The sequence below is a fragment of the Algoriphagus sp. genome, from assembly GCF_030694375.1.
Taxonomy (GTDB): domain Bacteria; phylum Bacteroidota; class Bacteroidia; order Cytophagales; family Cyclobacteriaceae; genus Algoriphagus.
Map to the genome: position 1 here is coordinate 86,718 of NZ_JAUXYL010000007.1, position 24,124 is coordinate 110,841.

General features: G+C 43.3%; 21 protein-coding genes. 13 read left to right on the forward strand and 8 right to left on the reverse strand.

What is annotated here, in order from left to right:
- Positions 1–57: 57 nt before the first annotated feature.
- Both Q8M62_RS01660 and Q8M62_RS01665 read right to left on the reverse strand, forming a co-directional pair.
- Complete coding sequence (locus Q8M62_RS01660) at positions 58–2,580, reverse strand: ABC transporter permease (protein ID WP_304899799.1); 2,523 nt, start codon at positions 2,578–2,580, stop codon at positions 58–60.
- Complete coding sequence (locus Q8M62_RS01665) at positions 2,573–3,250, reverse strand: ABC transporter ATP-binding protein (protein ID WP_304899800.1); 678 nt, start codon at positions 3,248–3,250, stop codon at positions 2,573–2,575. Before Q8M62_RS01665 ends, Q8M62_RS01660 begins: the two co-directional genes overlap by 8 nt.
- Positions 3,251–3,497: 247 nt before the next feature.
- Between Q8M62_RS01665 and Q8M62_RS01670 the strand changes: the two genes are divergently transcribed.
- The 13 genes from Q8M62_RS01670 to Q8M62_RS01730 all read left to right on the forward strand — a co-directional run bounded on the left by Q8M62_RS01670 (position 3,498) and on the right by Q8M62_RS01730 (position 17,333).
- Positions 3,498–4,187, forward strand: coding sequence for an arylesterase (locus tag Q8M62_RS01670; RefSeq protein WP_304899801.1), 690 nt, complete (start codon positions 3,498–3,500; stop codon positions 4,185–4,187).
- Between the two features lie 7 nt (positions 4,188–4,194).
- A complete protein-coding gene (locus Q8M62_RS01675; protein WP_304899802.1) occupies positions 4,195–4,362 on the forward strand; it encodes a hypothetical protein in 168 nt (55 codons plus the stop codon).
- A 136-nt stretch (positions 4,363–4,498) separates the two neighbouring features.
- Complete coding sequence (locus Q8M62_RS01680) at positions 4,499–4,723, forward strand: PIN domain-containing protein (protein ID WP_304899854.1); 225 nt, start codon at positions 4,499–4,501, stop codon at positions 4,721–4,723.
- A 109-nt stretch (positions 4,724–4,832) separates the two neighbouring features.
- On the forward strand, positions 4,833–6,575 hold the full coding sequence (locus Q8M62_RS01685; RefSeq protein ID WP_304899803.1) for a GMC family oxidoreductase: 1,743 nt from the start codon (positions 4,833–4,835) through the stop codon (positions 6,573–6,575).
- Positions 6,576–6,578: 3 nt separating this feature from the next.
- Positions 6,579–7,283, forward strand: coding sequence for a gluconate 2-dehydrogenase subunit 3 family protein (locus Q8M62_RS01690; protein ID WP_304899804.1), 705 nt, complete (start codon positions 6,579–6,581; stop codon positions 7,281–7,283).
- Between the two features lie 176 nt (positions 7,284–7,459).
- On the forward strand, positions 7,460–8,449 hold the full coding sequence (locus tag Q8M62_RS01695) for a DUF6340 family protein (protein ID WP_304899805.1): 990 nt from the start codon (positions 7,460–7,462) through the stop codon (positions 8,447–8,449).
- Positions 8,450–8,510: 61 nt separating this feature from the next.
- The gene (locus tag Q8M62_RS01700; RefSeq protein ID WP_304899806.1) at positions 8,511–9,662 is read left to right on the forward strand and encodes a hypothetical protein; all 1,152 of its coding nucleotides are present in this window, start codon (positions 8,511–8,513) and stop codon (positions 9,660–9,662) included.
- The gene (locus tag Q8M62_RS01705; RefSeq protein ID WP_304899807.1) at positions 9,659–10,786 is read left to right on the forward strand and encodes a hypothetical protein; all 1,128 of its coding nucleotides are present in this window, start codon (positions 9,659–9,661) and stop codon (positions 10,784–10,786) included. Before Q8M62_RS01700 ends, Q8M62_RS01705 begins: the two co-directional genes overlap by 4 nt.
- Complete coding sequence (locus tag Q8M62_RS01710) at positions 10,783–11,949, forward strand: hypothetical protein (protein ID WP_304899808.1); 1,167 nt, start codon at positions 10,783–10,785, stop codon at positions 11,947–11,949. The genes Q8M62_RS01705 and Q8M62_RS01710 overlap by 4 nt, the downstream gene beginning before the upstream one ends.
- Positions 11,950–12,042: 93 nt before the next feature.
- Positions 12,043–14,553: a glycosyl hydrolase gene (locus Q8M62_RS01715; RefSeq protein ID WP_304899809.1), complete on the forward strand. Its 2,511-nt coding sequence runs from the start codon at positions 12,043–12,045 to the stop codon at positions 14,551–14,553.
- A 220-nt stretch (positions 14,554–14,773) separates the two neighbouring features.
- Positions 14,774–15,334, forward strand: coding sequence for a pentapeptide repeat-containing protein (locus Q8M62_RS01720; protein ID WP_304899810.1), 561 nt, complete (start codon positions 14,774–14,776; stop codon positions 15,332–15,334).
- Positions 15,335–15,526: 192 nt separating this feature from the next.
- The gene (locus Q8M62_RS01725; RefSeq protein ID WP_304899811.1) at positions 15,527–16,630 is read left to right on the forward strand and encodes an acyltransferase family protein; all 1,104 of its coding nucleotides are present in this window, start codon (positions 15,527–15,529) and stop codon (positions 16,628–16,630) included.
- Between the two features lie 70 nt (positions 16,631–16,700).
- Positions 16,701–17,333, forward strand: a complete 633-nt coding sequence (locus Q8M62_RS01730; protein WP_304899812.1) for a hemolysin III family protein — start codon at positions 16,701–16,703, stop codon at positions 17,331–17,333.
- Between the two features lie 238 nt (positions 17,334–17,571).
- On the opposite strand, the gene Q8M62_RS01735 is transcribed toward Q8M62_RS01730, so the two are convergent.
- From Q8M62_RS01735 to Q8M62_RS01760, 6 genes are all read right to left on the reverse strand, one after another.
- Complete coding sequence (locus Q8M62_RS01735; RefSeq protein ID WP_304899813.1) at positions 17,572–18,108, reverse strand: pyridoxamine 5'-phosphate oxidase family protein; 537 nt, start codon at positions 18,106–18,108, stop codon at positions 17,572–17,574.
- A gap of 438 nt (positions 18,109–18,546) precedes the next feature.
- Positions 18,547–19,572: a proline iminopeptidase-family hydrolase gene (locus Q8M62_RS01740; protein WP_304899814.1), complete on the reverse strand. Its 1,026-nt coding sequence runs from the start codon at positions 19,570–19,572 to the stop codon at positions 18,547–18,549.
- 147 nt (positions 19,573–19,719) lie between these two features.
- Positions 19,720–20,070, reverse strand: coding sequence for a hypothetical protein (locus tag Q8M62_RS01745; protein ID WP_304899815.1), 351 nt, complete (start codon positions 20,068–20,070; stop codon positions 19,720–19,722).
- On the reverse strand, positions 20,058–21,302 hold the full coding sequence (locus Q8M62_RS01750) for a hypothetical protein (RefSeq protein WP_304899816.1): 1,245 nt from the start codon (positions 21,300–21,302) through the stop codon (positions 20,058–20,060). Before Q8M62_RS01750 ends, Q8M62_RS01745 begins: the two co-directional genes overlap by 13 nt.
- Before the next feature lie 360 nt (positions 21,303–21,662).
- A complete protein-coding gene (locus Q8M62_RS01755) occupies positions 21,663–22,829 on the reverse strand; it encodes a Gfo/Idh/MocA family protein (protein ID WP_304899817.1) in 1,167 nt (388 codons plus the stop codon).
- Between the two features lie 146 nt (positions 22,830–22,975).
- Positions 22,976–23,998 carry a sugar phosphate isomerase/epimerase gene (locus Q8M62_RS01760; protein ID WP_304899818.1) on the reverse strand — a complete coding sequence of 341 codons (1,023 nt, stop codon included), beginning with the start codon at positions 23,996–23,998 and terminating at the stop codon, positions 22,976–22,978.
- Between the last annotated feature and the right edge of the window lie 126 nt (positions 23,999–24,124).

Here is a 24,124-nt window from a genome sequence, read left to right on the forward strand (position 1 = left end):
TTAAAAAGTTCCACAGAAGAAGCCCATTTTAGATTTTTCAATCACACTTCAGCCTTCTCAAGTTCCTCTCAAAATCTCCATAGGAGGTTGATTGATGATTTTTCGGCCATTCAGCCATCCAAGCACAATCGTTAGTCCGGTGATGGCCAAATACAAAACCAACCCTTCTTTCCAAGCCACACTGAAGTTCATTTGAAAGACAAATTTCCCCAAAAGAAATGTTGCCATAAATGATAATAGTATCCCTGAAAGCGAAGCCAAACTACCCAAAAAGAAATATTCCAGCGTGTTGATTTTAGTCACAATTGCTGAACTGGCACCAAGAGTCCTCAAGAGAATACTCTCTCGCATCCGCTGATATTTGCTGATGATCAGCGAACTGATCAGCACCAAAATCCCCGTTGCAATGGAGAAAAAAGCCATGAACTGAATCACAAAGCTGATTTTACCCAGAATCTCTTCCAGCGTTTCAACGATCGTCCCGAGATTGATAATCGAAATATTTGGAAAGGTTCTGACGATCTCCGATTGAACATCGGCTGCTTCCCGGTCGTTTTTGGTTTTGGTGATCAGCACGTGGAATTTTGGAGCTTGCTCCAATACCCCTTCCGGAAAAAGCACCAGAAAATTGGTCGAAACCTGATTGAATTTCACATCTCTAAAACTTCCAACATAGGTCTTAATGGGCCTACCCTGCACATTAAACTCCACTTCGTCGCCGATTTTGAATCCGTTTCCTTCTCCAAATCCTTTTTCCAGCGAGACAAAAATACTATCCCCCCTAGCTCCAAGCGGTACCAATTCGCCAGCTTTCAAAGTCTCCGAGGCAATCAGCGTATCACGATAGGTTACTCTGAATTCCCGATTGTAAAGCCAGCGGGAGTAATTCTCCTCCTTGGATAGCTCTTCGTTTTTCTTTTTGTCTATCCCGTTTATGGAGTTCAGCTGCATCGTCACAATCGCCACATCCTGCAGAATTTTCAGTCCTCTTCCGGTTACTTTTGAGCGAACCGAATCCAGTTGAGCCGGTTGAATGTCAAACATCAACATATTAGGCTGATCTTCCTTGTCTGCAAACTTGGCTTCCTCAAGCAGCTGATTTTGGAGGAAAAACAGGGTGGCTATCATCGCAGTGCCCAATCCAATCGTGGCAATCAGCGAGATCGTCTGATTATTGGGTCGATAAAGGTTTGCCAAGGCCTGTCTCATGGTGTACTCCAGCGAAATCGGCAGAAATTTTCTAACCGACCACATGATCAGTTGTCCCACACCCCAAAGTATTCCAAATGCGCCCAACACGAATCCGGTGAAGCCAAGCGACAGTTTCCAGTCTTTTAATAGATAAAAGCTAAATCCCCAAATAAACAGCAGAATTCCCCCGATCACCAACCAACGAAGTGGATCTTTCATCAAAGTTGAATCTGCTGTCTCCGGTCTCAGCGTGGCCATCGGCGATACGTTTCGCACCTTAAGCAAAGGAAGTAGCGCAAAAAGAATTGACACAAAAAGACCGGTAATAATTCCAAAACCTACTGAGAGCCAAGACACGCCCACATTCACTTCCACCGGTAAGAAGTCGGAGAAAACAGCCGGCAATACATATTGAAGCACTGTGCCCAGTCCGGCTCCGATCAAGGCTCCGACCAAGCCCATGACCATAATTTCGACCAAGTAGATCAGTAATACATCCAGCGATGCGACTCCAAGACAGCGTAAAACAGCCACCGAAGCCAATTTTTCTTTCACAAAAACATTAACCGCTGAGGCCACACCAACGCAGCCCAATAGCAAAGCAATAAAAGCCACCAAGCTTAGAAAATTGGAAAGATTGGCAAAAGACCTACCTGTAGAGCGCTTTCTGTCTTCGACTGTATCGGCATCCAAGCGGTCGATTTCCCATTGCTCCTCGTAGGGCTTAATCAAAGCCTCCACATCTGTACCCGGCTCAAACTGCAAATACCGATTGTATTCCACTCGGCTTCCCAATTGCACCAGACCGGTTTCCTGCAAATAAGCCATCGGGATATACACCGCCGGCGCGACTGTAGCCGTAATTCCGGTTTGGCCTGGGACTTTTTGAAGTTCACCTACGATTAGAAAAGTTACAATTCCGACTTTGATCGAATCTCCAACTTCGGCATTAAACTGAGCCATCAGCGTTTTTTCAACCAATGCTTTTTTTCCTCCACTTCTAAAATCAGACTCTGCGTCCGCAGGAATGGTTTCTAATTTGCCATAGAATGGAAAATCCCCCTCTAAGGCTCTGACCTGTGTCAATCTGCTATCGCCGGAACTTGGAAATGCTACCATCGACGCAAAATTGATCTCAGCAGCAGTTTTTATAGCCATTGAATCCACTTCCTGTGCTCCGATAGGCTTATTATTTTCCAATACTAAGTCTGCCCCCAAAAGCTCCTGTGCTTGGTTATCGATATCCTTGGTGAGGTTTTCACCAAAGCTGCTGATTGCTACCAAGGCCGCTATCCCCACTACGATGGAGGAGACAAAGAGCAGCAAACGGGAGAGGTTCTTCCGGACATCCCGTAGCGCCATTTTTATAATCCAACCAAAATCAGGCATGAACGTCCTCCTGTATTTTACCGCCCTTGATATGTATGATGCGTTGAGTTTTGGCAGCCAATTCCAAGTCGTGTGTCACCAGTACAAGCGTAGTTCCCTTTTCTTTATTCAGGTCAAAAATAAGTTTCTCGATCATCTCACCGGTTTCGGTATCGAGATTTCCCGTCGGCTCATCTGCAAAAAGAATTTTCGGCTCGTTGGCAAATGCTCTGGCTATAGAAACCCGCTGCTGTTCTCCGCCCGAAAGCTGAGTTGGGTAGTGGGTAGCACGGTCACCTAATCCGACTTTTTCAAGTAATTCCTGTGCTTTTTGACGTGCATCTTTTCGCTTCTTCAACTCCAAAGGCACCATCACATTTTCCAATGCTGTAAGGGTTGGAAGGAGTTGGAAATTCTGAAAAATGAAACCCACATCTTTGTTCCGGACGAAGGCGCGCTGGTCTTCGCTCATTTTCTCCAAAGACTGGCCATTGAGGACTACACTGCCCGTGGATCCGGAGTCAAGTCCTGCACAGAGCCCAAGCAGGGTAGTTTTCCCACTTCCGGATGGGCCGACGATTGCCAAGGTTTCCCCTGCCTGAATGTCAAAATTCACCTCATCCAAGACGGTAAGCTTTCGGCTTCCGCTCTGATAGGTTTTGCTCAAGTTCTTAATTGATAATATGCTCATGAAAAAGCTGTGGGTTAATTTTAAAGGTCAAACGACAGGGCTTGCGCTTTGTTAGCAATCCCGTTTTGACACAGGACAGTAAGGTAAATAAAAGAAAAAACGTTCGACTAATTCCAAGACTCTCGACCAACGGGCAGAATTGCTCGACCAACGCAGAAAAAGCTATTTTTGTGTCTTAGACCGAGGAGCTCACGGATCAATCTGAACCTTTTATCCGTAAATCCTTTTTAGATTAAAACGAAAAAAAATGTTCACCTCCCGAAATTCATCTACACTATTAATCAGCCTTTTTCTTGGTGCAGTCTTGCTGAGTTCCTGTGGATCTTCCACTGAACAAAAACAAACTGAAGCAATCGCGGCTGATTCCTCCGAAATCAAGACTGAGCAAAAGACTATTTTATTCTTTGGCAACAGCCTCACTGCCGCTTATGGAATCGATCAGGAGGATGGATTTGCCGGATTGACTCAAGCAAGAATGGATAGCCTGGGACTCAACTACCGGGTAATTAACGGTGGATTGAGTGGGGAAACTACAGCAGGCGGTTTGAGCCGATTGGATTGGTTTTTGGAAGATGAGCCGACCATTTTCGTATTGGAACTTGGAGGCAATGACGGCCTGAGAGGAATCCTTCCTGCCGAAAGCAAGCGGAATCTGAACGGAATCATCGATAAGGTACGGGCAAAATACCCTGAGACCAAAATCATCCTAGCGGGGATGCAAATCCCACCAAACATGGGTCAGGAATACACGGAAGAGTTCAAATCCATTTATCCGGAGGTAGCTGCCGAAAAAAACGTGACCTTGATTCCATTCCTGCTGGAAAATGTAGGCGGCATTCCCAAACTCAACCTGCCTGACGGAATTCACCCAACTGAGGAAGGTCACAAGATTGTCTTTGAGACGATTTGGCCTTATATTGAATCCTTAATCAACTGATTTGCATATGACAACTATCTTGAAAAAAGGAATGACTAAGTTGGAGATGAATAAGGAAATCCAACAGATTACCAAACGCAAAAAAGTCAAGAGCATTGAACACCTTGCTGGTAAATTACAGGCAGATATAGATCCTCTAGAGGTGCAAAAACGCTTAAGGAATGAATGGGAATAGGGTTTTTGTAGACACAAATATCCTGCTTTACTTCTTGAAAGGAGAAAAGCCTATAGTGGACTTTTTATTAGAGAAGCAACTCTTGATTTCTTTTATAGTTGAATAAGAATTACTAAGCTTTTCGAAATTAGAACCAATTGATTTAAAATTGATCAAAGAATTATTAAGTCATTGCCAAATCATTGATATTGATCCCACTATTAAGGAAAAAACTATTTCGATCAAGCAAAAATCCTCTTTAAAATTACCTGATGCAATTGTCTTGGCAACCTCTATTCGATTTTCTATTCCCTTAATCACAGCAGACAAAGATTTTTTAAGATCCAATGAAAAATTAGTGGTTTGGATGGATCTTTCATGATCAGTTTTTCACAAATTTTTTATTTTCTAAATTCTCAAAAAACCAATTAAAGCTGTTCCCTTCCAGAAATTTTTAAGCTATATTTTCAACTTCATTAAAATTTTTGAAAATGAGTTTTCAAATCAAACAATCCGGTGAACCCTACGACGTCATCATTGTAGGTTCCGGAGCTGGTGGAGGCATGGCTTCCAAGATTCTTTCCGAAGCTGGACTTTCGGTAGCAGTAGTGGAAGCAGGCGGAGATTTCGATCCTGCCAAAGAAGAGGACAGAACCCAACTCCGTCCACCCTGGGAATCCCCCAGAAGAGGAGCAGGGACTAAAATCCGTCCCTTTGGAGACTTCGATCAGGCGATCGGCGGATGGGATATCGAGGGTGAACCCTATACCCGAAAAAACGGGACTCAGTTTGACTGGTTCCGGTCCAGAATGGTCGGTGGCCGTACCAACCACTGGGGAAGAATTTCGCTCCGTTTTGGCCCGAATGATTTCAAACGGGCCAGTATCGATGGTCTCGGTCACGATTGGCCCATCGGATATGAAGATGTAAAACCCTACTACGATAAAGTCGACAAACTCATCGGCGTGTTTGGGTCTAAAGAAGGCATTTACAACGAGCCGGACGGATTTTTCCTCCCTCCTCCCAAGCCAAGACTCCACGAGCTTTTCATCAAAAAAGGAGCTGATAAAGCATCCATCCCGATGATTCCCTCGCGATTGTCCATGCTGACCCGACCGATCAACAACGAGCGGGGCGTTTGCTTTTTCTGTGCGCAGTGTAACCGTGCCTGTCAGGTGTATGCGGATTTTTCAGCAGGAACTTGTCTCGTACATCCGGCGATGAAAAAGGGGAAAGTTGACCTCTACACCCACTCCATGGTACGAAAAGTGACCACGGATGAAAGCGGAAAAGCCACGGGTGTCTCCTTCATTAGCAAAGTGGACATGAAAGAATACAAGCTCAAGTCCAGAGTCGTGGTACTTGGGGCATCATCTTGCGAGACCACCCGAATCATGATGAACTCCAAGTCCAAATCCCATCCAAACGGAATCGGGGCGGACTCGGGCGTTTTGGGAAGATACCTGCATGATTCTACCGGGGCCAGCCGATCAGCCATCATGCCTGACATGATGGATCGGGAACGCTACAACGAAGACGGGGTAGGCGGCATGCACATGTACACGCCATGGTGGCTGGACAATAAAAAACTTGACTTTGCCCGCGGCTACCACATCGAATATTGGGGTGGCATGGGTCAGCCTTCCTACGGTGCCGGAGGAGGTATGGACGCCATGCGGAAATACATCAAAGATGAATTTGGAAATCCAAGTCCGAATGGAGGTTATGGAGAGGGCTTGAAAAAAGACATCCGGAAAATCTACGGCTCCACGTTTGGGATGTCCGGCAGAGGCGAAAGTGTGCCGATGTATGACAACTACTGTGAGATCGATCCCAATGTGGTGGACAAATACGGCATTCCGGTACTTCGATTCCATTACAACTGGACCGATCAGGAAATCAAACAGGCCAAGCACATGCAGGACACCTTTGAGGAGATCCTGACCGGGGCAGGCGCTACCCTTTTGGGCGAAAAGCCGGGAGCTGACACACTATACGGACTTGCGGCACCGGGTAGAATCATCCATGAAGTAGGGACAGCGAGAATGGGCAATGACCCGAAATCTTCCGTGGTCAATTCCAACTGCCAAGTGCATGATTGCAAAAACCTTTTTGTGGTGGATGCAGCTCCTTTTGTCTCTCAGGCGGATAAAAACCCGACTTGGACGATCCTTGCGCTCTCCTGGAGAACTTCTGACTACATCGTCTCCGAACTAACCAAGAAAAATATCTAAGCCATGAACAGACGGGACAATCTCAAACTCCTCTTCACAGGCTCTCTTGGAGCCGGAATACTCATGACCGGTTGCGATCCGGTGGACAAAAGCGTGCAAAGTCAGGTTTTCACCGGAGGCACTCCCGGTGGACGAACCGAGGAAGAAAACCTTCGCGATCAAAAACTGATGGAGGGAACCTTCTTCACCGATGAGGAACGAAAAAAGCTGGATACACTGGTAGATATAATCATACCTGCAGATGCTGAATCTCCGGCTGCGACCGAACTTAAAGTAACAGACTTCATTGACTTCATGATGCGGGATCAGCCCAACTCCCAAACCCCGATGCGTGGTGGTTTGATGTGGCTGGACTTTGAGGCAGATGAAAAATTCGGGAAGACCTTCAATGAACTTTCCAAAGATCAAGTCTTGGCTATCGTGGACGAAGTGGCTTGGCCGGACAAAGCCAAGTCTGAATACATCGGCGGGGTTCGCTGGTTTAATATGCTGCGGAACCTCACTTGCTCGGGCTATTTCTCCACCGAAGCGGGCTGGAAATACATGGGCTACAAAGGGAATCAGCCGAACGTTTGGGACGGTGTTCCACAAAACGTTTTGGACAAACATGGGCTTTCCAATCCTGAGAAATATCTAAGTCTTTTTCTGAAACCTGAAGACCGGGGCACCGTGGCTGTCTGGGATGATGAAGGAAATCTGATCGGATAGTTCGATAACCCAATTTAAAATCCACGGTTCGGCAACCGTGGATTTTTTGATTCGTAGTAAAATGGATTTTATACCTAATCCACACAATGAAATTTATAGCTTTTCAAAGAATCCAGCCTTTATTGTTAGTGACAGTTTTCTGCTTTCTGGGTAGCTCCTGCTCTAAAAATGTCACCATGACCCGGCTTGTCCCTGCTCCTGTGACTGTTCCTACTCATGTTCAAAAAATTGTTTTGGTGGACCGCACCAAGCCCCAAAGTGAAGGGCTTGCCTTTATTGAAGGTTTGATCACAGGCGAACTTCCATTTGAAGTACGCAATGCAGTGCAGGCCACACTTTCTTCCCTCCAACTATCACTCAACAGCTCTCCCCGATACCAAATCGTCCGGGCTACGGAACGGCTAACCGGTGGGATTTTTGGACAGATGTTCCCAAATCCCTTGGACTGGAACACTGTGGAGCAACTCGCCAATCGCTATCAGGCAGATGCGGTACTGACTTTAGAAAATTTCAGTTCGGACTTCATCATCACGGATCAGCAGCGATTGATCAAAAAGACGGTGACCGAAGGTAATACAAGCAGGCAAGTCGAGGTGCAAGGAATCTATGTAGAAGGAGTAGCAACAGTCAGTGCGGGTTTTAGATTATATGATCCAAAAGGAAAGAATATCATCGATCAGCAGCGATTCGAAAAGCGAAATCTATGGTCTGCCGAAGGAGAGACAAGAACTCTGGCAATGGCGCTTTTGATCTCCAAAGCTGACGCCGCCCGGGTGGTCGGCGAAATGGCAGGCGCTGGATACGCTACCAAAATAGCTCCCATGTACGCGGAGATCAACCGGGGCTTTTTCCCAAAATCCAAAACCGACCCTGCTGTAGCTCAAGGCGCAAGACTTGCCGAAGTGGACCAATGGGAGCAGGCAATTGAAACATGGCAGGCTGCACTCTATGATGCTGATGAGGAAAACAGCGGAATGCTGGCCTATAACATTGCCGTCGGCTATGAAGTATTGGGATCTTTGGAACTTGCAAAACAATGGGCAGGAAAGGCTTACACAGATTTTGGATTAAAAAAGGGGCGCACTTATGTCAAAACCCTGAATGGATTAATCAACCAACAAGCCCTGCTCAATCAACAGATGAATTCAGCTCCGAAATATGAATAATTATTAGTCAATTTCTTGAATCTTAAAATCTGATTTAGTTTCTTAAGGAAAAAATCAGGCTATGCAAAAACTTTTGTCAGGTGCGGTTTTGATGACCGCATTTTTTGTTTGGGGTTGTGGTGCTAGCGAAGAAAAAAGAATTGGAGATTCTCTGGATTATGAATTGGTAATCGTGGATTCGGTGCAGATTCAAACTTTGGAAGATCTTGAATTGATGGCTATCCATTTCGAGAAGGATATTTTTCTGTACAGTGTATCCGGGCAAAATACGCCTTTGATTTTAGCAAGCAGCAATGGAGAAATCCTCCATCGATTGGACGTTCCCAAAGATGCCCCGACAGGTTTTGGAGGAATTACTTCCGGAGGAATTTTTATGGGCGATACGATTGTGATCCAAGGGCCACGTGGAGTCTATTTCTATGACTTGGAATTCAATTTTTTAAAAGGACTAAAGCGAACCTATCCGCCCAAGGGGATGATCTATTCAGGCTTTGACCATGTGCGGTTTGTGGAGTCTTTCGCAGGTCCTTCCTTGATTTCTTTCTCGGGAAATCCCCAAACTGATTTTCCTCCCAACCGAAAGGAATACTATGAAGAATACAATGCTTTTGACCTTATCCCTTTGTCCACTGAAGAATTCAAGCCTATTGCACCCTTGCATCCCGATAGTCGATATCGCAACTCAGGCGAGGCATTCAATTTTATTTCTGTGACCTTCTCCACCAAGGGACCAAAACTAACCTTTGCCCATCAATATGACACCTTGCTATATGACGTGGACCTTTTTGATCCTGAATTAACCCAAAAGCCCGTGGGGATTCCTTTTGATAATTTTGTGATGAAAAAAGGTTTCCCTTATGGCAGTCAGGAAGACTACTCCGGACCATCAGACTATGCAGGTCAAATCTCAAATTTATATAAGGTTGAGAATCTTGATATCATCACTTATTCTTCCGGTATCAAAAAAGAGGATCTTCCTCCCACTACCTTGAGTCGTGCGGAGTTCCGAAAAGAAACCAACCGGATGAATCCTCAAAAATGGATCATCAGAAATGAGAAAAACCAATTCAGCAAACCCAAACTTTTACCCACCAGCTATCGAATCGCCCGAGTAGATTCCCAAAATCGAATTTGGGCCATGCAAAACGTCAATGAACTAGACGAAGAACCCGAGGTAGTCACAGTCTACCAACTTAAACTAGTCCAAAAATGAAAATCCAACTAGTACCCTTTCTCGCGTTTTGCCTTCTTGGTTTCTCCTGTTCTGAAAAAACCGACTCAAGTTCTAACTCCAACGAATGGGAACTGGTGATCGAAGATTCGATTCAGGTGGATTTTATGGGAGAGATTTGGATGGGTACTTTCGAAAATGGAAAAGGGATAGTCAAGGATATTACCACTCAGGCGGTTTTACAATTTGATTCAACTGGGAAATTATTGGTCAACAAAGTTTTTCCCAAAGATGGGCCAGGAAAAGTAGATTGGTTTGAATCCATTGTCATTGATGAAAAAGGGGAAGTTTATGCCTCAACTTCATTCAACAACATTTACCACTTTGATCCAAATCTCAATCTGTTAGAAACTTTAAAAATGCCATTTGCCGGAGAGGCTAGAGGAGGTCTTAGAAATGCCCGGAATCTGGCCAAATGGAATAATAAGCTTTTACTTTGGTATCCGGGCCGGGAAGGGATTAGTCCATACATTGATAATTTTTACCGGGACTATCCCCTGCTGGAACTTTTTGATATCAACACTCAAACTTCCATACCACTGATCAATACCCCGCCTACTTCCAAGTTTAGTACAGCTGAATTTTTCAACCGTCCTTACATGCAGTTTACCATCGAATCAGATTCGCTCTATCTGACATTCACGAATGAAGAACAAGTTCATGTCTATACACTTCCTGAAGGAAAATGGATCAGAAGTATGGGTTTTGCTCCTACTGACTTTAAGCTTTATCCAGGGCAGAAAGCACCTGTCACTTATGAGCAAATGATGACCATGTCTGAGGCAATGATCATGGGAATCTATTCAGATCCCAAGCACCTCATATTGACTTACAAGGGTGGAATTGACAGCGAAACCTTTATACAAAACGAATTAAAAAACCGGGAAAACTTTCACCGTTATCCGGAATTCAATAGGAGCTATCTAAAAGTCTATTCCTTAAACCATGCAAAATGGTCAACTGAAATAGAAATCCCTGCCAAAATTGATTTTATCCTAAATATCGAATCCACCGATCAATCCTTCTACGCCCTTCGAAACGATGACTTTATCGGCGAAGAGCAGGAGTATTTGACGTTCTATAAACTTAGACTTAGACAGAAATGAAAAACAATTTTATCTTACCCATTTTGAGCATTCTCTTCATTTTTGCCTGTTCATCTAAGCAAGAAGAAGTTCAAAAACCCCTCGCCGAGCAGCAGTTTGAATTTGAAATCTACGATTCCTTGGTGGTGGATTATTTGGGGAATCTATACCTAGCAGACATTAGCAAGGACGGAGAGACTTTTCTTTTAATTGATCATCAGAAAGATTCAATTTTTGTTACTGATCAGAAAGGGAAAATAGTATCACGCTTCTGTAAAAAAGGGGATGGTCCAGGCAATTACCGTGACACGAGATATAATCTTCCTCAATTCCTCAATTCTGATGAAATCTTAATTCCTGCATGGAAGGGATTTTACATTTATTCTAAGAATGGGGAATTTATAAGATCCTATGAATTAGGATACTTTCCCACTTCCTCGCTGATAAACATCTACACTGATAATTTGGCAATTCTGGAAAATCAGGTTCTTTTTCCTTGGGAAGGTCGAATCGCAGAAGAATTTGGTGTAGATGGTAAAAAATTTCAGATAGAAACTAAAAGAATAGAAGTTTTAAATTTAGAATCAGGCCAATTTTCACCGAGCCTACCATTTCCCAAGGAGTCAAAGTTTAAAACAGGAGAAAAATCCTTTTTAAACGTCAATTATAAAACTGGCTTATCCCAATTCTCGGATACTATTTATGTGTTTTTTCGGAATGAACCGCGAATTTATGCCTACCATTGGTCCATGTTGGATGCACCATCCAAAATCTATCAAGTTCCTTTTGACGAATTTGTTGAGAAAGCTCCAATAGATGCAGATAATTTCGGCTCTTACGAAATGAAAGACATCTATGTGGGTTCATTGAATCAAATCCAACCACTAGGCGACAATCAATTTTTGATAAACTATGCTCGCGGAGTAACAGACTCGGAGTATGATCAAATTAAAACACAAGCAGGTGGTGATAATTCTAAATTCTTTCCTGAATTAAGTAAGATCAATAGTTATGGTTGGTTACTATTTGATGGCAAGTCGGTATCCAAATTGATCGAAAATTCTCCTGAAATTGGAAACTTAGGCAAATTCATTTCTGAGGACGAAATCTGGTTTACACCAAATTATTCTGAGTTTGAAAAAGATTACGTTGTCCTCTACAAAACCCGCCTCGTCTCCAAATAATCACCACTCAAAAAGACCTTTTCCCGTCCAAAAGCTGAATAAGCTGAGTTTGGGTACGATTGCTTATATTCCGTTCGGAACAAAGAAAACCACATGCAAAAATCTACATCGCTCATCTTGCTGGCAGCGGGACTGATTTCATTCGGCTCGCTACAAGCACAGGATATCAAACCCACTACCGAGAAAGCCCTTCAGGAATCTGTCGACAAGCACAAAGCCATGCTTGCCTCCACCCCACTCCATGACTTCAAAGCACGAAACGTCGGCCCCACCAATATGTCAGGCCGAATTGTGGACATCGAAGTGGCCAATGACCGCAACACGTTTTATGTCGCAGCGGCTTCTGGAGGAGTCTGGAAAACGGAAGACAATGGACAGTCGTTCAACCCGATTTTTGACCATCAGGGTGCTTTGGGCATCGGTGCCATGGCACTTGCTCCTTCAGACAACAATATACTTTGGGTTGGAACCGGCGAAGACAACTCCAGCCGATCTACCTACGCCGGCAACGGTATCCACAAATCCACCGACGGCGGTAAAACCTGGGAACACATCGGACTTGTCCACTCCCAGCACATCGGACAGATCCTCATTCACCCCACCAATCCAGATATTGTTTGGGTTGGATCCATGGGTGGACTCTATTCCAAAAACAAGGAAAGAGGCCTCTACAAAACCACAGACGGAGGCAAGACTTGGAAAAAAACACTTTACATCGACGACAACACGGGTATCATCGACATTCAGATTCACCCGACTAACCCGGACTTACTGCTTGCTGCGAGTTGGGAGCGATTCCGTCAGGCGCATGACTTTGTAGGCAATGGAAAAGGTTCTGCGATCTGGAGATCTGAGGATGGAGGAAATACTTGGAAAAAAGCGGTAGATGGCTTTCCACAGGATGAATTTGTCGGACGAATAGGTTTCGACTTCAGCCTTTCCAATCCAAACGTAGCTTATGCGTTACTGGACAATCAGGGCAAATCTGAAAAACCGGCCGACCCACCTCGTCAGCGGGGAAATCAGCAGCAGGAAGAAAATCCTTTGAAACTGGATGACTTCAAGGATATGACTTTGGATCAAGCCTTGGCTTTGGATGACAAAAAACTGGAGTCCCTGACCCGAAGAAGTCAATTTTCCTCCAAATACACCCCGGCAGAAATCAAGCGTCTGCTAAAAACCGGAAAAATCACCCCCGCCCAAATCGCCAATTACAATGGTGGTGCTGTAGATGCAAATGCCGCGATGTTTGGCCAGCCGATCAAAGGTGCAGAAGTCTATCGATCAGAGGATACCGGAAAATCCTGGAAGAAAGTATCTGAATCTGACATCAGCCAATTGTATAATTCTTACGGGTACTATTTCGGGGAAATTAGGGTAAGTACATCAGATGAAAATGAAGTTTTTGTCTTGGGTGTACCGCTTTTGGTTTCCAGAGATGGGGGAAAGAATTTCTCCAGAACAGATTCTATAGGTAGACCTCACTCCGACCATCAGGCGATGTGGATCAATCCCCAAGACAGCAAGCATATTCTACTTGGAAATGACGGCGGATTGTATCGAAGTTATGGTGGAGGAGCACGTTGGGATCACATGAATACCCAAATGCCGATATCACAGTTTTACTCCGTAATGGTAGATCAGGCCACGCCTTACCATATCTATGGAGGAATGCAGGACAATGGCGTATGGTTTGGCAAGTCCACCAATAAGCCGGAAGATCTCTGGGAACCACTTTTCGGTGGAGACGGAATGGTCGTGGCAGTGGATACCCGAAATAACGACATCGTCTACACCGGATCACAGTTTGGAAACTACGCCAGAATCAACAAAAAGACTGGCGAGAGAAAGCGAATCACTCCGGGTCATGACATCGGAAACGCACCCAACCGCTGGAATTGGAGAACTCCTGCCGAGCTCAGCTACCACAATCAGGACATCGTGTACATGGGTTCGCAGTATGTATATCAATCCCTTGACCAGGGAAATACCTGGACAACCATCTCGCCGGACTTGACCAAAAATAAAAAGAGCGGAAATGTACCTTTTGCCTCATTGACGGTTGTGGAGGAATCTCCATTGGAATTTGGAACCTTGTATGCAGGATCGGATGATGGCAATGTCTGGGTCACCCGAAACAACGGCGGCAACTGGACCAGTCTAAATGCAGGCCTTCCTCAGGATCGTTGGGTAAGCAGTATTTCTCCTTCCCGATACAAAGAAGGAAGAGTCTACATCACACTCAATGGCTACCGCTACGATGAATTCAACACCTACGTGTACAAAAGCGAAGACTACGGCAAAACCTGGAAGTCCATTAAAGCAAATCTGCCTGAGGAGTCGACGAATATCATCATCGAAGATCCCAAAATGCCAAACATCCTGTATTTGGGTACCGACCACGGTTTGTATGTGAGCATGGACGAAGGAAACAACTGGAATCTTTTCCAGGGAGAAATCCCTAATGTGGCAATTTATGACATGGTGATTCAGGAGCGTGAAAACCACCTGATCGTGGGTTCACACGGACGAAGTGTGTATGTCGTGGACTTGAAGCAAATTCACGACCTAGCCCAGCCGGGGCCAATGGTGATGGAGAAATAGATTTGAGATTCGAGATTTCAAATTTGAGATTCACCCGTTGATCTTCGACAGATGAATTAAATGATGCAATCGCGATTATATTACGACTAAAACTAATACAGTGAAATCAGGCTCCGAACGGCCTGATTTCCTGTTCATACAGTCACACTCAGACATTTTTCGGGACAGGCGCTAATGAAACCTAAAACATCGTACAGATAAAATATCTGTTGAATCCAAAATGACCTACCATTCCGAACGAACGTTTCAAAAAATCCAATCCTCTGATTTTGAAAAAGGGGAATATGATTCCTGTGTATTTGTGGATTGCAATTTCAACAATCTAAATTTTGATGGATCAAGTTTTGAAAAATGCATTTTCAAAACCTGTGACTTGAGCAATGCAAAAGTCTCCGGCGTAACGTTTCAAAACGTGACGTTTGATACCTGCAAAATCCTGGGCGTACATTTCAATTCATCCAATCCTTTTCTGCTGGAGTTTAATTTCCAAAAATGCCAATTAGACTATTGTAATTTTTTCAATCTGAAGCTTAAGAAATCCATTTTCCAAAACTCCAGATTATTGGAGGTGGATTTTTCGCAGGCGGATTTAAGTGGGGCAAGTTTTCTGGGTTCGGAACTCAGCGGGGCCGTCTTTGATCAGACGAATTTGGAGAAAGCTGACTTTCGTGAAGCTGAAAATTACCGGATTGATCCTGAGATCAATAGAATCAAAAGTGCACGGTTTGATTTGGAGGGAATACCGGGATTGTTGGGAAAATACGGGATAAAGATCGGGTAAAGGCCAAATCAGAAAATGATCGGACTTTTTTTTAAGTATAATTTGAATTTTATTGGAAACAGTCGCCTCAAGCAGGCCTTCCTGAGGAAGACAGGCTCTGTTTGATTACCTCGCTTTTTCACCCCTTCATCATATTTTTTCAAGCATTCAGACAGGGATTTTATATTTTAGAAAGACCCAAAACCCCAACCTATGAACTCAATTGCACCCAATCCAACCAACAGGTTGGTATCCCTGGATGTGTACCGTGGATTGACCATGTTTCTATTGGTAGCCGAGGCTGCTTTGGTCTATGATACCTTGCTGGAGATTTTCCCTGAAGGAGATGCCCTCCATGGTTTTTTCATTCAATTCACACATCACAAGTGGAATGGATTGATGTTTTGGGACTTGATTCAGCCATTCTTCATGTTTATTGTGGGTGTGGCGATGCCTTTTTCACTCAATAAAAGATTAGCCATTTCTGAAAATAGGAGTCAGGTGACACTTCACATTTTGAAGAGATGTCTTCTACTTTTTCTTTTCGGCACCGGCCTGCATTGCATCTATTCAGGCAAACTAGTGTTTGAACTTTGGAATGTCCTAACACAACTATCATTCACCATTTTAGTAACCTACTTCCTTTTGACAAAAGGTTGGAAAGTGCAACTAGGCGTATCTCTTGGACTTTTGGCTCTGACAGAAATTCTCTATCGGGTATATAATCCAGAAGTACCTTTCGAGCATGGAACCAACTTTGGCAATTTTACCGATCAGATCCTGATGGGAAAAATCAATAATGGAGGTTGGGTTGCCATCAATGCTATCCCTACCGCGGCGCATACTATTTGGGGAGCGATCTGCGGAAATTTACTGCTTTCTAAAAAACCGGATTCCGAGAAAGTCAAAACCTTTATAATTGCAGGATTAGTAGGATTGGTGATCGGATTTGGACTTGATTTGGCGGGAATCACACCGATTGTAAAGCGAATCAGCACCACGGCATTTGTGTTTGCCTCCGGAGGCTGGGCATTGCTGGCATTGGCTTTTTTCTATTGGTTGGTCGATATCAAAAAACAAAAGGGTTGGGTTTTCCCTTTTTTGATTGTGGGGATGAATTCCATTTTCATTTACCTCTTCGCAGAGATTTTGGGAAGATGGCTATTCAAAACAATCGGAATTTTCAGTACAGGATTTCTTAGCTGGACAGGACTGGGAGAACATGGTTTGGCGTTGATCACATCATTGTTTACTCTTACTGCACTTTGGGGTTTGTGCTATTTCCTGTATCGCAAAGGGATATTTTTCAGGATATGAGCTGAAGAATCTAATTTAGCTAAGAAATTTCATTCTCAAATTTTCTTAGATTCGACCAAAAGCTAAGTCAATGCCCAAGCGTCCCCAAACTCCAAAAGAAGAACTAGCGAACGCAGCTTCACATGGCTTTGGTCTTTTGCTTGGTCTAATAGCTATTCCATTTTTGATTCAAAAAGTATTGGAAAATGGAGAGGCGAAAGCATGGATTGGAGGAATCGCTTTCAGTATTGGAATCTTGATGGTTTACACTTTTTCCACGTTTTATCACGCTGCGAAAAACCCAAGTTGGAAAAGCAAACTTCAGGTTCTAGATCATATTGCAATCTATTTCCTGATTGCGGGTTCGTACACGCCGATGGTATTGGCTGTCCTCAAGCAGGACAAAGCTATAATCTTCCTTTCCATTCTTTGGGCTTCTGTATTAGTTGGGACCTTTTTCAAACTATTCTACACGGGACGATTTAAAATCCTTTCGATCATCATTTATTTGACAATGGGTTGGCTAGCCGTGTTTTTCTTTCAGGATATCGTAGAAAGGATCTCTCTTGAGACCCTGGTCTGGATAGGCGTGGGCGGCATGGCTTACACGATAGGAGTTTACTTTTACATCCAAAGCAATAAACTTTACTTTCATGCCATTTGGCATTTATTCGTTCTTTTAGGAACGATCGCGCACTTTGTGGCCGTTTTTCAGGTGATATAGAATTTGGATGGATACATTTTTTCCAATAAATAAATGTGGATCAAAACACTTTTTCATTGGAATAAATGTAAATGACAACACTTTTTCAAATGAAAGTAGATCTGATCCGTCAATCTGACAAGGAGTGAATAAGAGGATGTATTTTTTATAAAAAATGGCTCTTATTTGGCTGAACTCAAAAAACACAAAAAAAGTGTATCACTGCGAGCGATACACTTTTAATATAGGAATTATCAGCTTAGAGGGTTAAATCTCCTTCAACTGAATCATCCATGGTTTTACCGGAAATCATACTCAAGAGAATTTTAAATCCTGCAATCGCATTTCCGTGTTTGTTGTCCCAATAATAGCCTGATTTCGGGATAAACTTGATCACTGAAATCCTGGGATCGTCCACGCCTTCGGTAAACCATGTCTTGATGGTAGGATCCCAAAGTTCTTTGATTCTTTCCTTATCGTAGCTGACTTCCGCATGCCCATTCAGTTCCAAGAAATCAGAGTAGGAGGAGCCTTGAAAATAGAGCGTCACATTTTTATTTTGCTCCAACTCCATATTTTTCACACTGTCTTTGGCGCTGAGAAACCAAACATTCCCCGCATCGTCAGTTTTTTGAACAGCCATGGGTCTTGATTTGTGCGAACCGTTAAGATTTGCCTGGGTTACAAAAAAGCAAGAACCTGATTTGTCGATGAGTGAGCGAAGTTTCTTAACAGCCTCAGTGCCTGTCAGATCATGTATGGGGTTTTCTTCCTGATTTTCGTGAATTGAGCTCATGAGTAAGACGTTTGATTTGAAAATAATTTATGAGAAAAATAAAGCGATAGCATCTACCTTTTTAATCCTAACACTTGGTCCAAAAGTCAATCCATAGTCCAATTAAAAAATAAACTGCTAATTGAGAAAATCATCCAAATCACGCAAAACAAAATTATCTACCAAACTAAGATATAGAAACAGGGATAATCAAAATTTAATACGGTATAATCAGCCTGTCTCACCTTATATTCTGTCAAATGAAATTGAAGTTCTTTTCTTGTCAATTAAAATTTAAGGTTTCGAAAGCCAATTCAACCACAAGTGCAAAACGAGATTCCACACAGTGTGGAATAATCCACTCAACTAAGGAGAATTGTATTGGAGTAGTAGAAAGAATTTATTGAAAGTTTCTTTAAGGAGATTTCGTTAAGCTCTGTTGACTCCCAATTCACCAGCTCAAAAACTTCCCGAGTCCACATCCTTGATAAACTGAATCAATCCCGGAAAAAAATGCTCCGGATCATCGTATTGACTTAAGTGACTGCCATTCGGGCAAAGCAGAAAGCGACCATTTTTCACTTCTTTGGACATCCATTCCATGTGTTTGGGATCCATCGTATCATGGGTACCACCGATAACCAAAGTAGGAACGGTGATATTTTTCAATTGATCCTTCACATCCCAACCTTCAAGACTTGCTCCCGGAGTGATGCCAAACTCGCTGTATCCCTGCATATAGACATATACATTCGGGTTCACCTGTCCCATCATTCGGTTGATTTCTTCCGGCCATTCGTTTGGAGGCATCCGAAGTACATGCTGCGGGTAATGATGGGCTCCCAGTAATTCCATGTAGCGGGGATTTTCGAAGTCATTGTTCTTTTCGATTTCCATCAGTTCGGCAAAAACAGCCGGAGGCATCTGCGGTCCGAGGACTTCCTTGGCATATTTCTCATAGTCATCCAAACTTGCCATCATATTGGAAATGATTAGTCCTTTTAGTTTGTCTTGGTGCTTAAAAGCATATTCCATCCCCAACATACCACCCCAAGATTGACCATAGAGGTAGAAGTTGTCCTTGTTCAGACCCAAGGCAATTCTCACCTGCTCGACTTCATCTACAAATCGCTCAATTGTCCACAAGGTAGAATCATCGGGTTGATCCGAGTTTGCCGAACCCAATTGGTCATACCAGATAAACTCAATGTCTTCCTGAGGTAAATGATCCTTGAAATTTGCGTATTGCTCGTGTGTCATCCCCGGTCCACCATGAAGCAGGAGGACTTTCATGGTCGGATTATCTCCCACTCTTTTGGTCCAAACTTTAAATTCTCCTTTGGGAGTTTGGATTGGAATCAGTTGAACTCCTTCTTCTAACGCCACCTCAGTTGAGTCAGACTGTATAGTTTCGGTTTGAGTGGATGATTGGCAGGAGAAAAGAGCAGTTGCTGCTGCGATAAATAAGTAATACATTTTGCTCATGGTGTATAAGTTTTTTTGGATCAGGTTAAATTAAGGGAAAGAATTCAGGGATTCAAGCTTCTTCATTTGCGGATTTACTTTATAAAATAGAAAGGATCCAAACCTTTTGGTCTGGACCCTTCATTATTTAAGATTAGATATTTTATTTTATCTTGGACTATATGCAAAACCAACACAAATATCCAAATCAACTTTTCCTCCAGATTCATTTTCAACTTCATAGAAAAATGTCGTACCGTATTGATCTCGATTTGAAATCAATGTATCCACCGAACCAGCAAGAAAGGTAAACTCATTGATTCGAATATCATTCTCAACATCGCCGTTTAACTTAATCCAAACGGAGTAAATCCCATCATTTTCCGATAAACCACTTGCAATCGAATCTTGAAAGTAAACCTCTGAAATAGCTATCGATTTACATTTTTCATTAGTACTCCGAAGACAAGACGACAAAAACAATACTATGAGTACTAGTAAAACACTTAATTTTGACATGATGAAGAACTTATAAGTGTAGAATTCAAAGTAACCCTACCACTCTCATGAAGATTACTTATTATTTTCAAATCCCCATTTAAAAGAGATGCCATTATTTGATTTGCAAGTTCAGTGTTATTCATGTTTATGTTATTCATTGCAACATCTCTACCAATCGAATTATTATGTAAATCCATATTATTTTCCAGATTTGGTTGTCCACTTACACATTCATGAGCTGTGCCAAAAAGTGTTGCACTTAATACCCCATTTGATTTCGTCATCAAGGCATTCCAATAAGCATGTCTAAATGCATCAGAACAATCATTCCAACCATTACCCCCGAAAATTTGAAACACCATTTCTTCAGCTGTTTTACTATTCAAATATACACTTATTGCTTGTGAAGCATAAGTAATATCTGATAAGATTAAATTTCTCTCACATTGATTTAGTCTTATTCCAAGTTGATTTTCGATATAGGAAATAATCTCTTCTGGATTGATTTCTTCCTCATCACAATCCACTGTAACTCCTACTAGGTTACCTTCCGGAACTTCACATTCTTCAGTAGGTGGTGGTGTGGGATCTCCCCCTCCTCCACCACCTCCAGTATCACCCGGAGACGGAGGAGCAATTACTAGTTCACATTCATATCCTGTTATGTCGGTACCATCTTCTACTGGAGTAGTACACCCAAAACCTTCCCAACAGGTAGATTTATACCACGTTGTCACCAACTGATAGCATACAAGAGTACCACTAGATATTCTCGAATTTTTATTCTTTCCAATATTTTCTTTTTCCTTGATCCGGTGAGTTTTCACTCCATCCTTTATTCGCCATCCGCTGATGAAATTACCATTCCATCTGTAAAATCGATACACTCCTGAGAAATCTGATGGAATTTTTTGGTAACCACCATCGATAAAATCTTTCATTTTGAATTTCTTATCCGGGCTGTCTGGATAAATATTCAAAAAATAAGGTAAATAACTTCCGTCAGGCTTTGGAAATAGGATCAAGGTTTGGAGTACTGATGCTTTTTCCAGCTTAGCAGTTTTCAAATGCTCTGGAATGGCAATTTCCTCATAATCAAACTGAACTTCGATGACCTTCTTTCCATCCGACTGATGGTACACCTTGGATTTTGACCAGTCGGGCTTTCCTTTTCCGTTCTTTACCTTTCTTGCATTTTCTTGCCCTTGACTTTGATTCTCGAAAGCATCATACCAAGATTTTGCTGCCACTATATCTGAGTTTTCCAACTCAGAAACTTGCTCAATTTCCTCCTCGATACAGGAAGACGCTAGCAGTCCAATAAAGACTGCAATTAAAATTCCAACTAACCTAAATTTTGGTTTGGTTTGGTTTGGTTTGGTTTGGTTTGGTTTGGTTTGGTTTGGTTTGGTTTATATATCATAATATTAAAAGTTTAACGCTCCTAAAGAATTATTTAATTTCTTATTATCCAAGAAAAAATTGAAAGAATATTTAGATAAAAAACTAACTGCATATTTTTAGTTTCAAGTGGAATGAAATCAGGTATAAAAAAAATCCAAGCCTTTCGACTTGGACTTTTTAGACTTCAGACTTTATACTTATGATTTTTAAACTTTCTCCACCCACTCCACTCCCGTGTCTTTCCAAGATCTGGAATTGGCAGATTCGATGACGGCTTCGCAGACTTTCTGAGTTTCAAAGGCATCCCGGAAAGTCGGATGGCAGGGTTCGCCCGTCTGCAAACTCAGGAAGAAATCGGACACTTGGTGGATAAAGGAATGCTCGTATCCGATGGAGGTGCCGGGAATCCACCATCTGTTCATGTAAGGATGATCCCCGTCTGTCACGTGGATGGATCTCCATCCCCGTACTTTCCCCTCATCGCCATGGTCAAAATATTCCAAACGGGTCAAATCATGCAAATCCCATCGGATCGAAGCATGCTCCCCATTGATCTCAAACGTATATAGTGCCTTGTGTCCACGGGCATAGCGAGTCGCCTCAAACAGTCCCAAGGAACCATTGGAAAAGTGGCAATGGAAAATACAGGCATCGTCTATTCCCACTTTTTTCTTTTCTCCGGAACCCACATGAACGCGCTCCTTGACAAAGGTCTCCGTCACCGCTGAGACATCGGTAATGCCTCCATTCAACCACATCGCCGTATCGATGCAATGCGCCAAGAGGTCTCCTGTCACGCCGGAACCTGCGGCATCCACATCCAATCTCCAGAGCCCGTCACCACCTTGAGGTAATTCGGGATTGATCGTCCAGTCCTGCAGGAAATTGGCTCGGTAATGAAAAATCTTACCGAGTTTCCCTGAGGCAACGATATTTTTGGCCAGAGTCACAGCGGGAACACGACGGTAATTGTACCACACCGTATTTTTCACTCCGGAGGCTTCCACTGCTTTGACCATTTCTTCAGCCTCAGCCACTGTTCTCGCCAAGGGCTTTTCGCAAAGGATCATCTTTCCAGCTTTCGCTGCTGCAATTGCGATTTCTGCATGGGAATCATTTGGAGTACAGATGTCCACCGCGTCGATATCGTCACGCTCAATTACTTTTCTCCAGTCCGTTTCGATGGATTTATAGCCCCACTGATCCGCAAATGCCTGTGCACGTTCTGCTTTTCTGGAACAGCAAGCCTGAAGTACAGGGACGTATTCGTATTCGGGAAAAAAGTCAGCTAAACGCTTGTAACCATTGGTATGTATTCGGCCCATCAGCCCCGTGCCGATCAATCCGATTCTTATTTGTTTTTTATTTGACATGATTGGAAAATTTTAAGATTGGAATATTGGAAAATTGAGTTGGAAAGTGGTAAAGTTGGAAGGTTGCAAAGTTATAGTTCCTCAAACGTCAACTTTCAAAACTAACATCAACATTAGCTTGAAGCCCGTATTTCGTACTTCATAAATCACCCTTTCCAACCGTGTGCGTCTCGCACCTTCACCATCGCAGCCAGGATATCATTCCAGGTTTGCTGATTTTCCATCACTGCATTTGGGAACATGCATCCATCCCAGCAGATATGCTGGAAAGCTTTGGTCAACTGTCCATTTTCATCTCTTAGCCAATAGCCTGCATCATGAGCAATATCCAACAGACCGTTTGGATCGGTAGCTTGACAGTGACGTCCGGTTTTGTCATGCGAACCCGAACCGAAAACTGACCCATCGTTTTGAGCGACGTGGAAGTCGATGGTCCAAGGACGCAGCGCATCAGTTACTGTTTTCAATGCAGCCTTAATCGTTTCACGATCCTTGAGGTCTGCATCGGCAGGCAAGATTCTGTTTTCAGGAGCATTATAGCCCATCGTGTAGAGAAATGTGTGGGACATGTCTGCCTGGAAACCCATGTTTGGACGATCTACCATTTCGAGCAACGCCACCATATGTTTCCAGCTGTGCATGGCTCCCCAGCAGATTTCGCCTTCGGCTGCTAATTTTTCTCCAAAACCTGCAGCAACATCACAGGCTTCACGGAAAGTCTCAGCAATCTGCTTGGTGTTTCCCACAGGATCTTTTGCCCAATCCGTAACTCCAGCTGCAGAATCAATCCGCACCACTCCATAATGCCTCACCCCAAGATCTTTCAGCTTTTGGCCAAACTCACAGGATTTCCGGACCATTTCCACAAATGTTTTGCGCTGATCGGCGGTGCCCATGGCTGAACCTGCCCAGATTGGAGCGACGAGCGAACCAACATTCAGTCCGTATTTGGAAACTTTGTCTGCCAGCTTTTTAGCTTCATCAGGATTGTTGAGATCAAAATGCGGTTCGAGCAAGCCCACATCGATTCCATCAAATTTCACTCCCTTGACTTCTGCTGCGGCTGTCATGGACAGAAGTGTATCAAAAGGAATGACAGGTTCGGAGTCCGGGCCTTTGCCCACGAGTCCCGGCCAAGTGGCGTTGTGGAGTTTAGGGAAATTGTTCATGGTTATGTTTGGATTATTGTTATTTAGTTATTGGTTATTGGTTATTGGTTAAAAGACCGATGTCCGATGTCGGATGACCGATGGAACGGGAGGGAAGACCGGAGAAATTTTAGACTGATTCATTAC

Excerpts from the sequence above, each read along its gene's own strand:
- Q8M62_RS01660 (WP_304899799.1), bottom strand. The coding sequence starts at position 2,580 with ATGCCTGATTTTGGTTGGATTATAAAAATGGCGCTACGGGATGTCCGG.
- Q8M62_RS01665 (WP_304899800.1), bottom strand. The coding sequence starts at position 3,250 with ATGAGCATATTATCAATTAAGAACTTGAGCAAAACCTATCAGAGCGGA.
- Q8M62_RS01670 (WP_304899801.1), top strand. The coding sequence starts at position 3,498 with ATGTTCACCTCCCGAAATTCATCTACACTATTAATCAGCCTTTTTCTT.
- Q8M62_RS01675 (WP_304899802.1), top strand. The coding sequence starts at position 4,195 with ATGACAACTATCTTGAAAAAAGGAATGACTAAGTTGGAGATGAATAAG.
- Q8M62_RS01685 (WP_304899803.1), top strand. The coding sequence starts at position 4,833 with ATGAGTTTTCAAATCAAACAATCCGGTGAACCCTACGACGTCATCATT.
- Q8M62_RS01690 (WP_304899804.1), top strand. The coding sequence starts at position 6,579 with ATGAACAGACGGGACAATCTCAAACTCCTCTTCACAGGCTCTCTTGGA.
- Q8M62_RS01695 (WP_304899805.1), top strand. The coding sequence starts at position 7,460 with ATGACCCGGCTTGTCCCTGCTCCTGTGACTGTTCCTACTCATGTTCAA.
- Q8M62_RS01700 (WP_304899806.1), top strand. The coding sequence starts at position 8,511 with ATGCAAAAACTTTTGTCAGGTGCGGTTTTGATGACCGCATTTTTTGTT.
- Q8M62_RS01705 (WP_304899807.1), top strand. The coding sequence starts at position 9,659 with ATGAAAATCCAACTAGTACCCTTTCTCGCGTTTTGCCTTCTTGGTTTC.
- Q8M62_RS01710 (WP_304899808.1), top strand. The coding sequence starts at position 10,783 with ATGAAAAACAATTTTATCTTACCCATTTTGAGCATTCTCTTCATTTTT.
- Q8M62_RS01715 (WP_304899809.1), top strand. The coding sequence starts at position 12,043 with ATGCAAAAATCTACATCGCTCATCTTGCTGGCAGCGGGACTGATTTCA.
- Q8M62_RS01720 (WP_304899810.1), top strand. The coding sequence starts at position 14,774 with ATGACCTACCATTCCGAACGAACGTTTCAAAAAATCCAATCCTCTGAT.
- Q8M62_RS01725 (WP_304899811.1), top strand. The coding sequence starts at position 15,527 with ATGAACTCAATTGCACCCAATCCAACCAACAGGTTGGTATCCCTGGAT.
- Q8M62_RS01730 (WP_304899812.1), top strand. The coding sequence starts at position 16,701 with ATGCCCAAGCGTCCCCAAACTCCAAAAGAAGAACTAGCGAACGCAGCT.
- Q8M62_RS01735 (WP_304899813.1), bottom strand. The coding sequence starts at position 18,108 with ATGAGCTCAATTCACGAAAATCAGGAAGAAAACCCCATACATGATCTG.
- Q8M62_RS01740 (WP_304899814.1), bottom strand. The coding sequence starts at position 19,572 with ATGAGCAAAATGTATTACTTATTTATCGCAGCAGCAACTGCTCTTTTC.
- Q8M62_RS01745 (WP_304899815.1), bottom strand. The coding sequence starts at position 20,070 with ATGTCAAAATTAAGTGTTTTACTAGTACTCATAGTATTGTTTTTGTCG.
- Q8M62_RS01755 (WP_304899817.1), bottom strand. The coding sequence starts at position 22,829 with ATGTCAAATAAAAAACAAATAAGAATCGGATTGATCGGCACGGGGCTG.
- Q8M62_RS01760 (WP_304899818.1), bottom strand. The coding sequence starts at position 23,998 with ATGAACAATTTCCCTAAACTCCACAACGCCACTTGGCCGGGACTCGTG.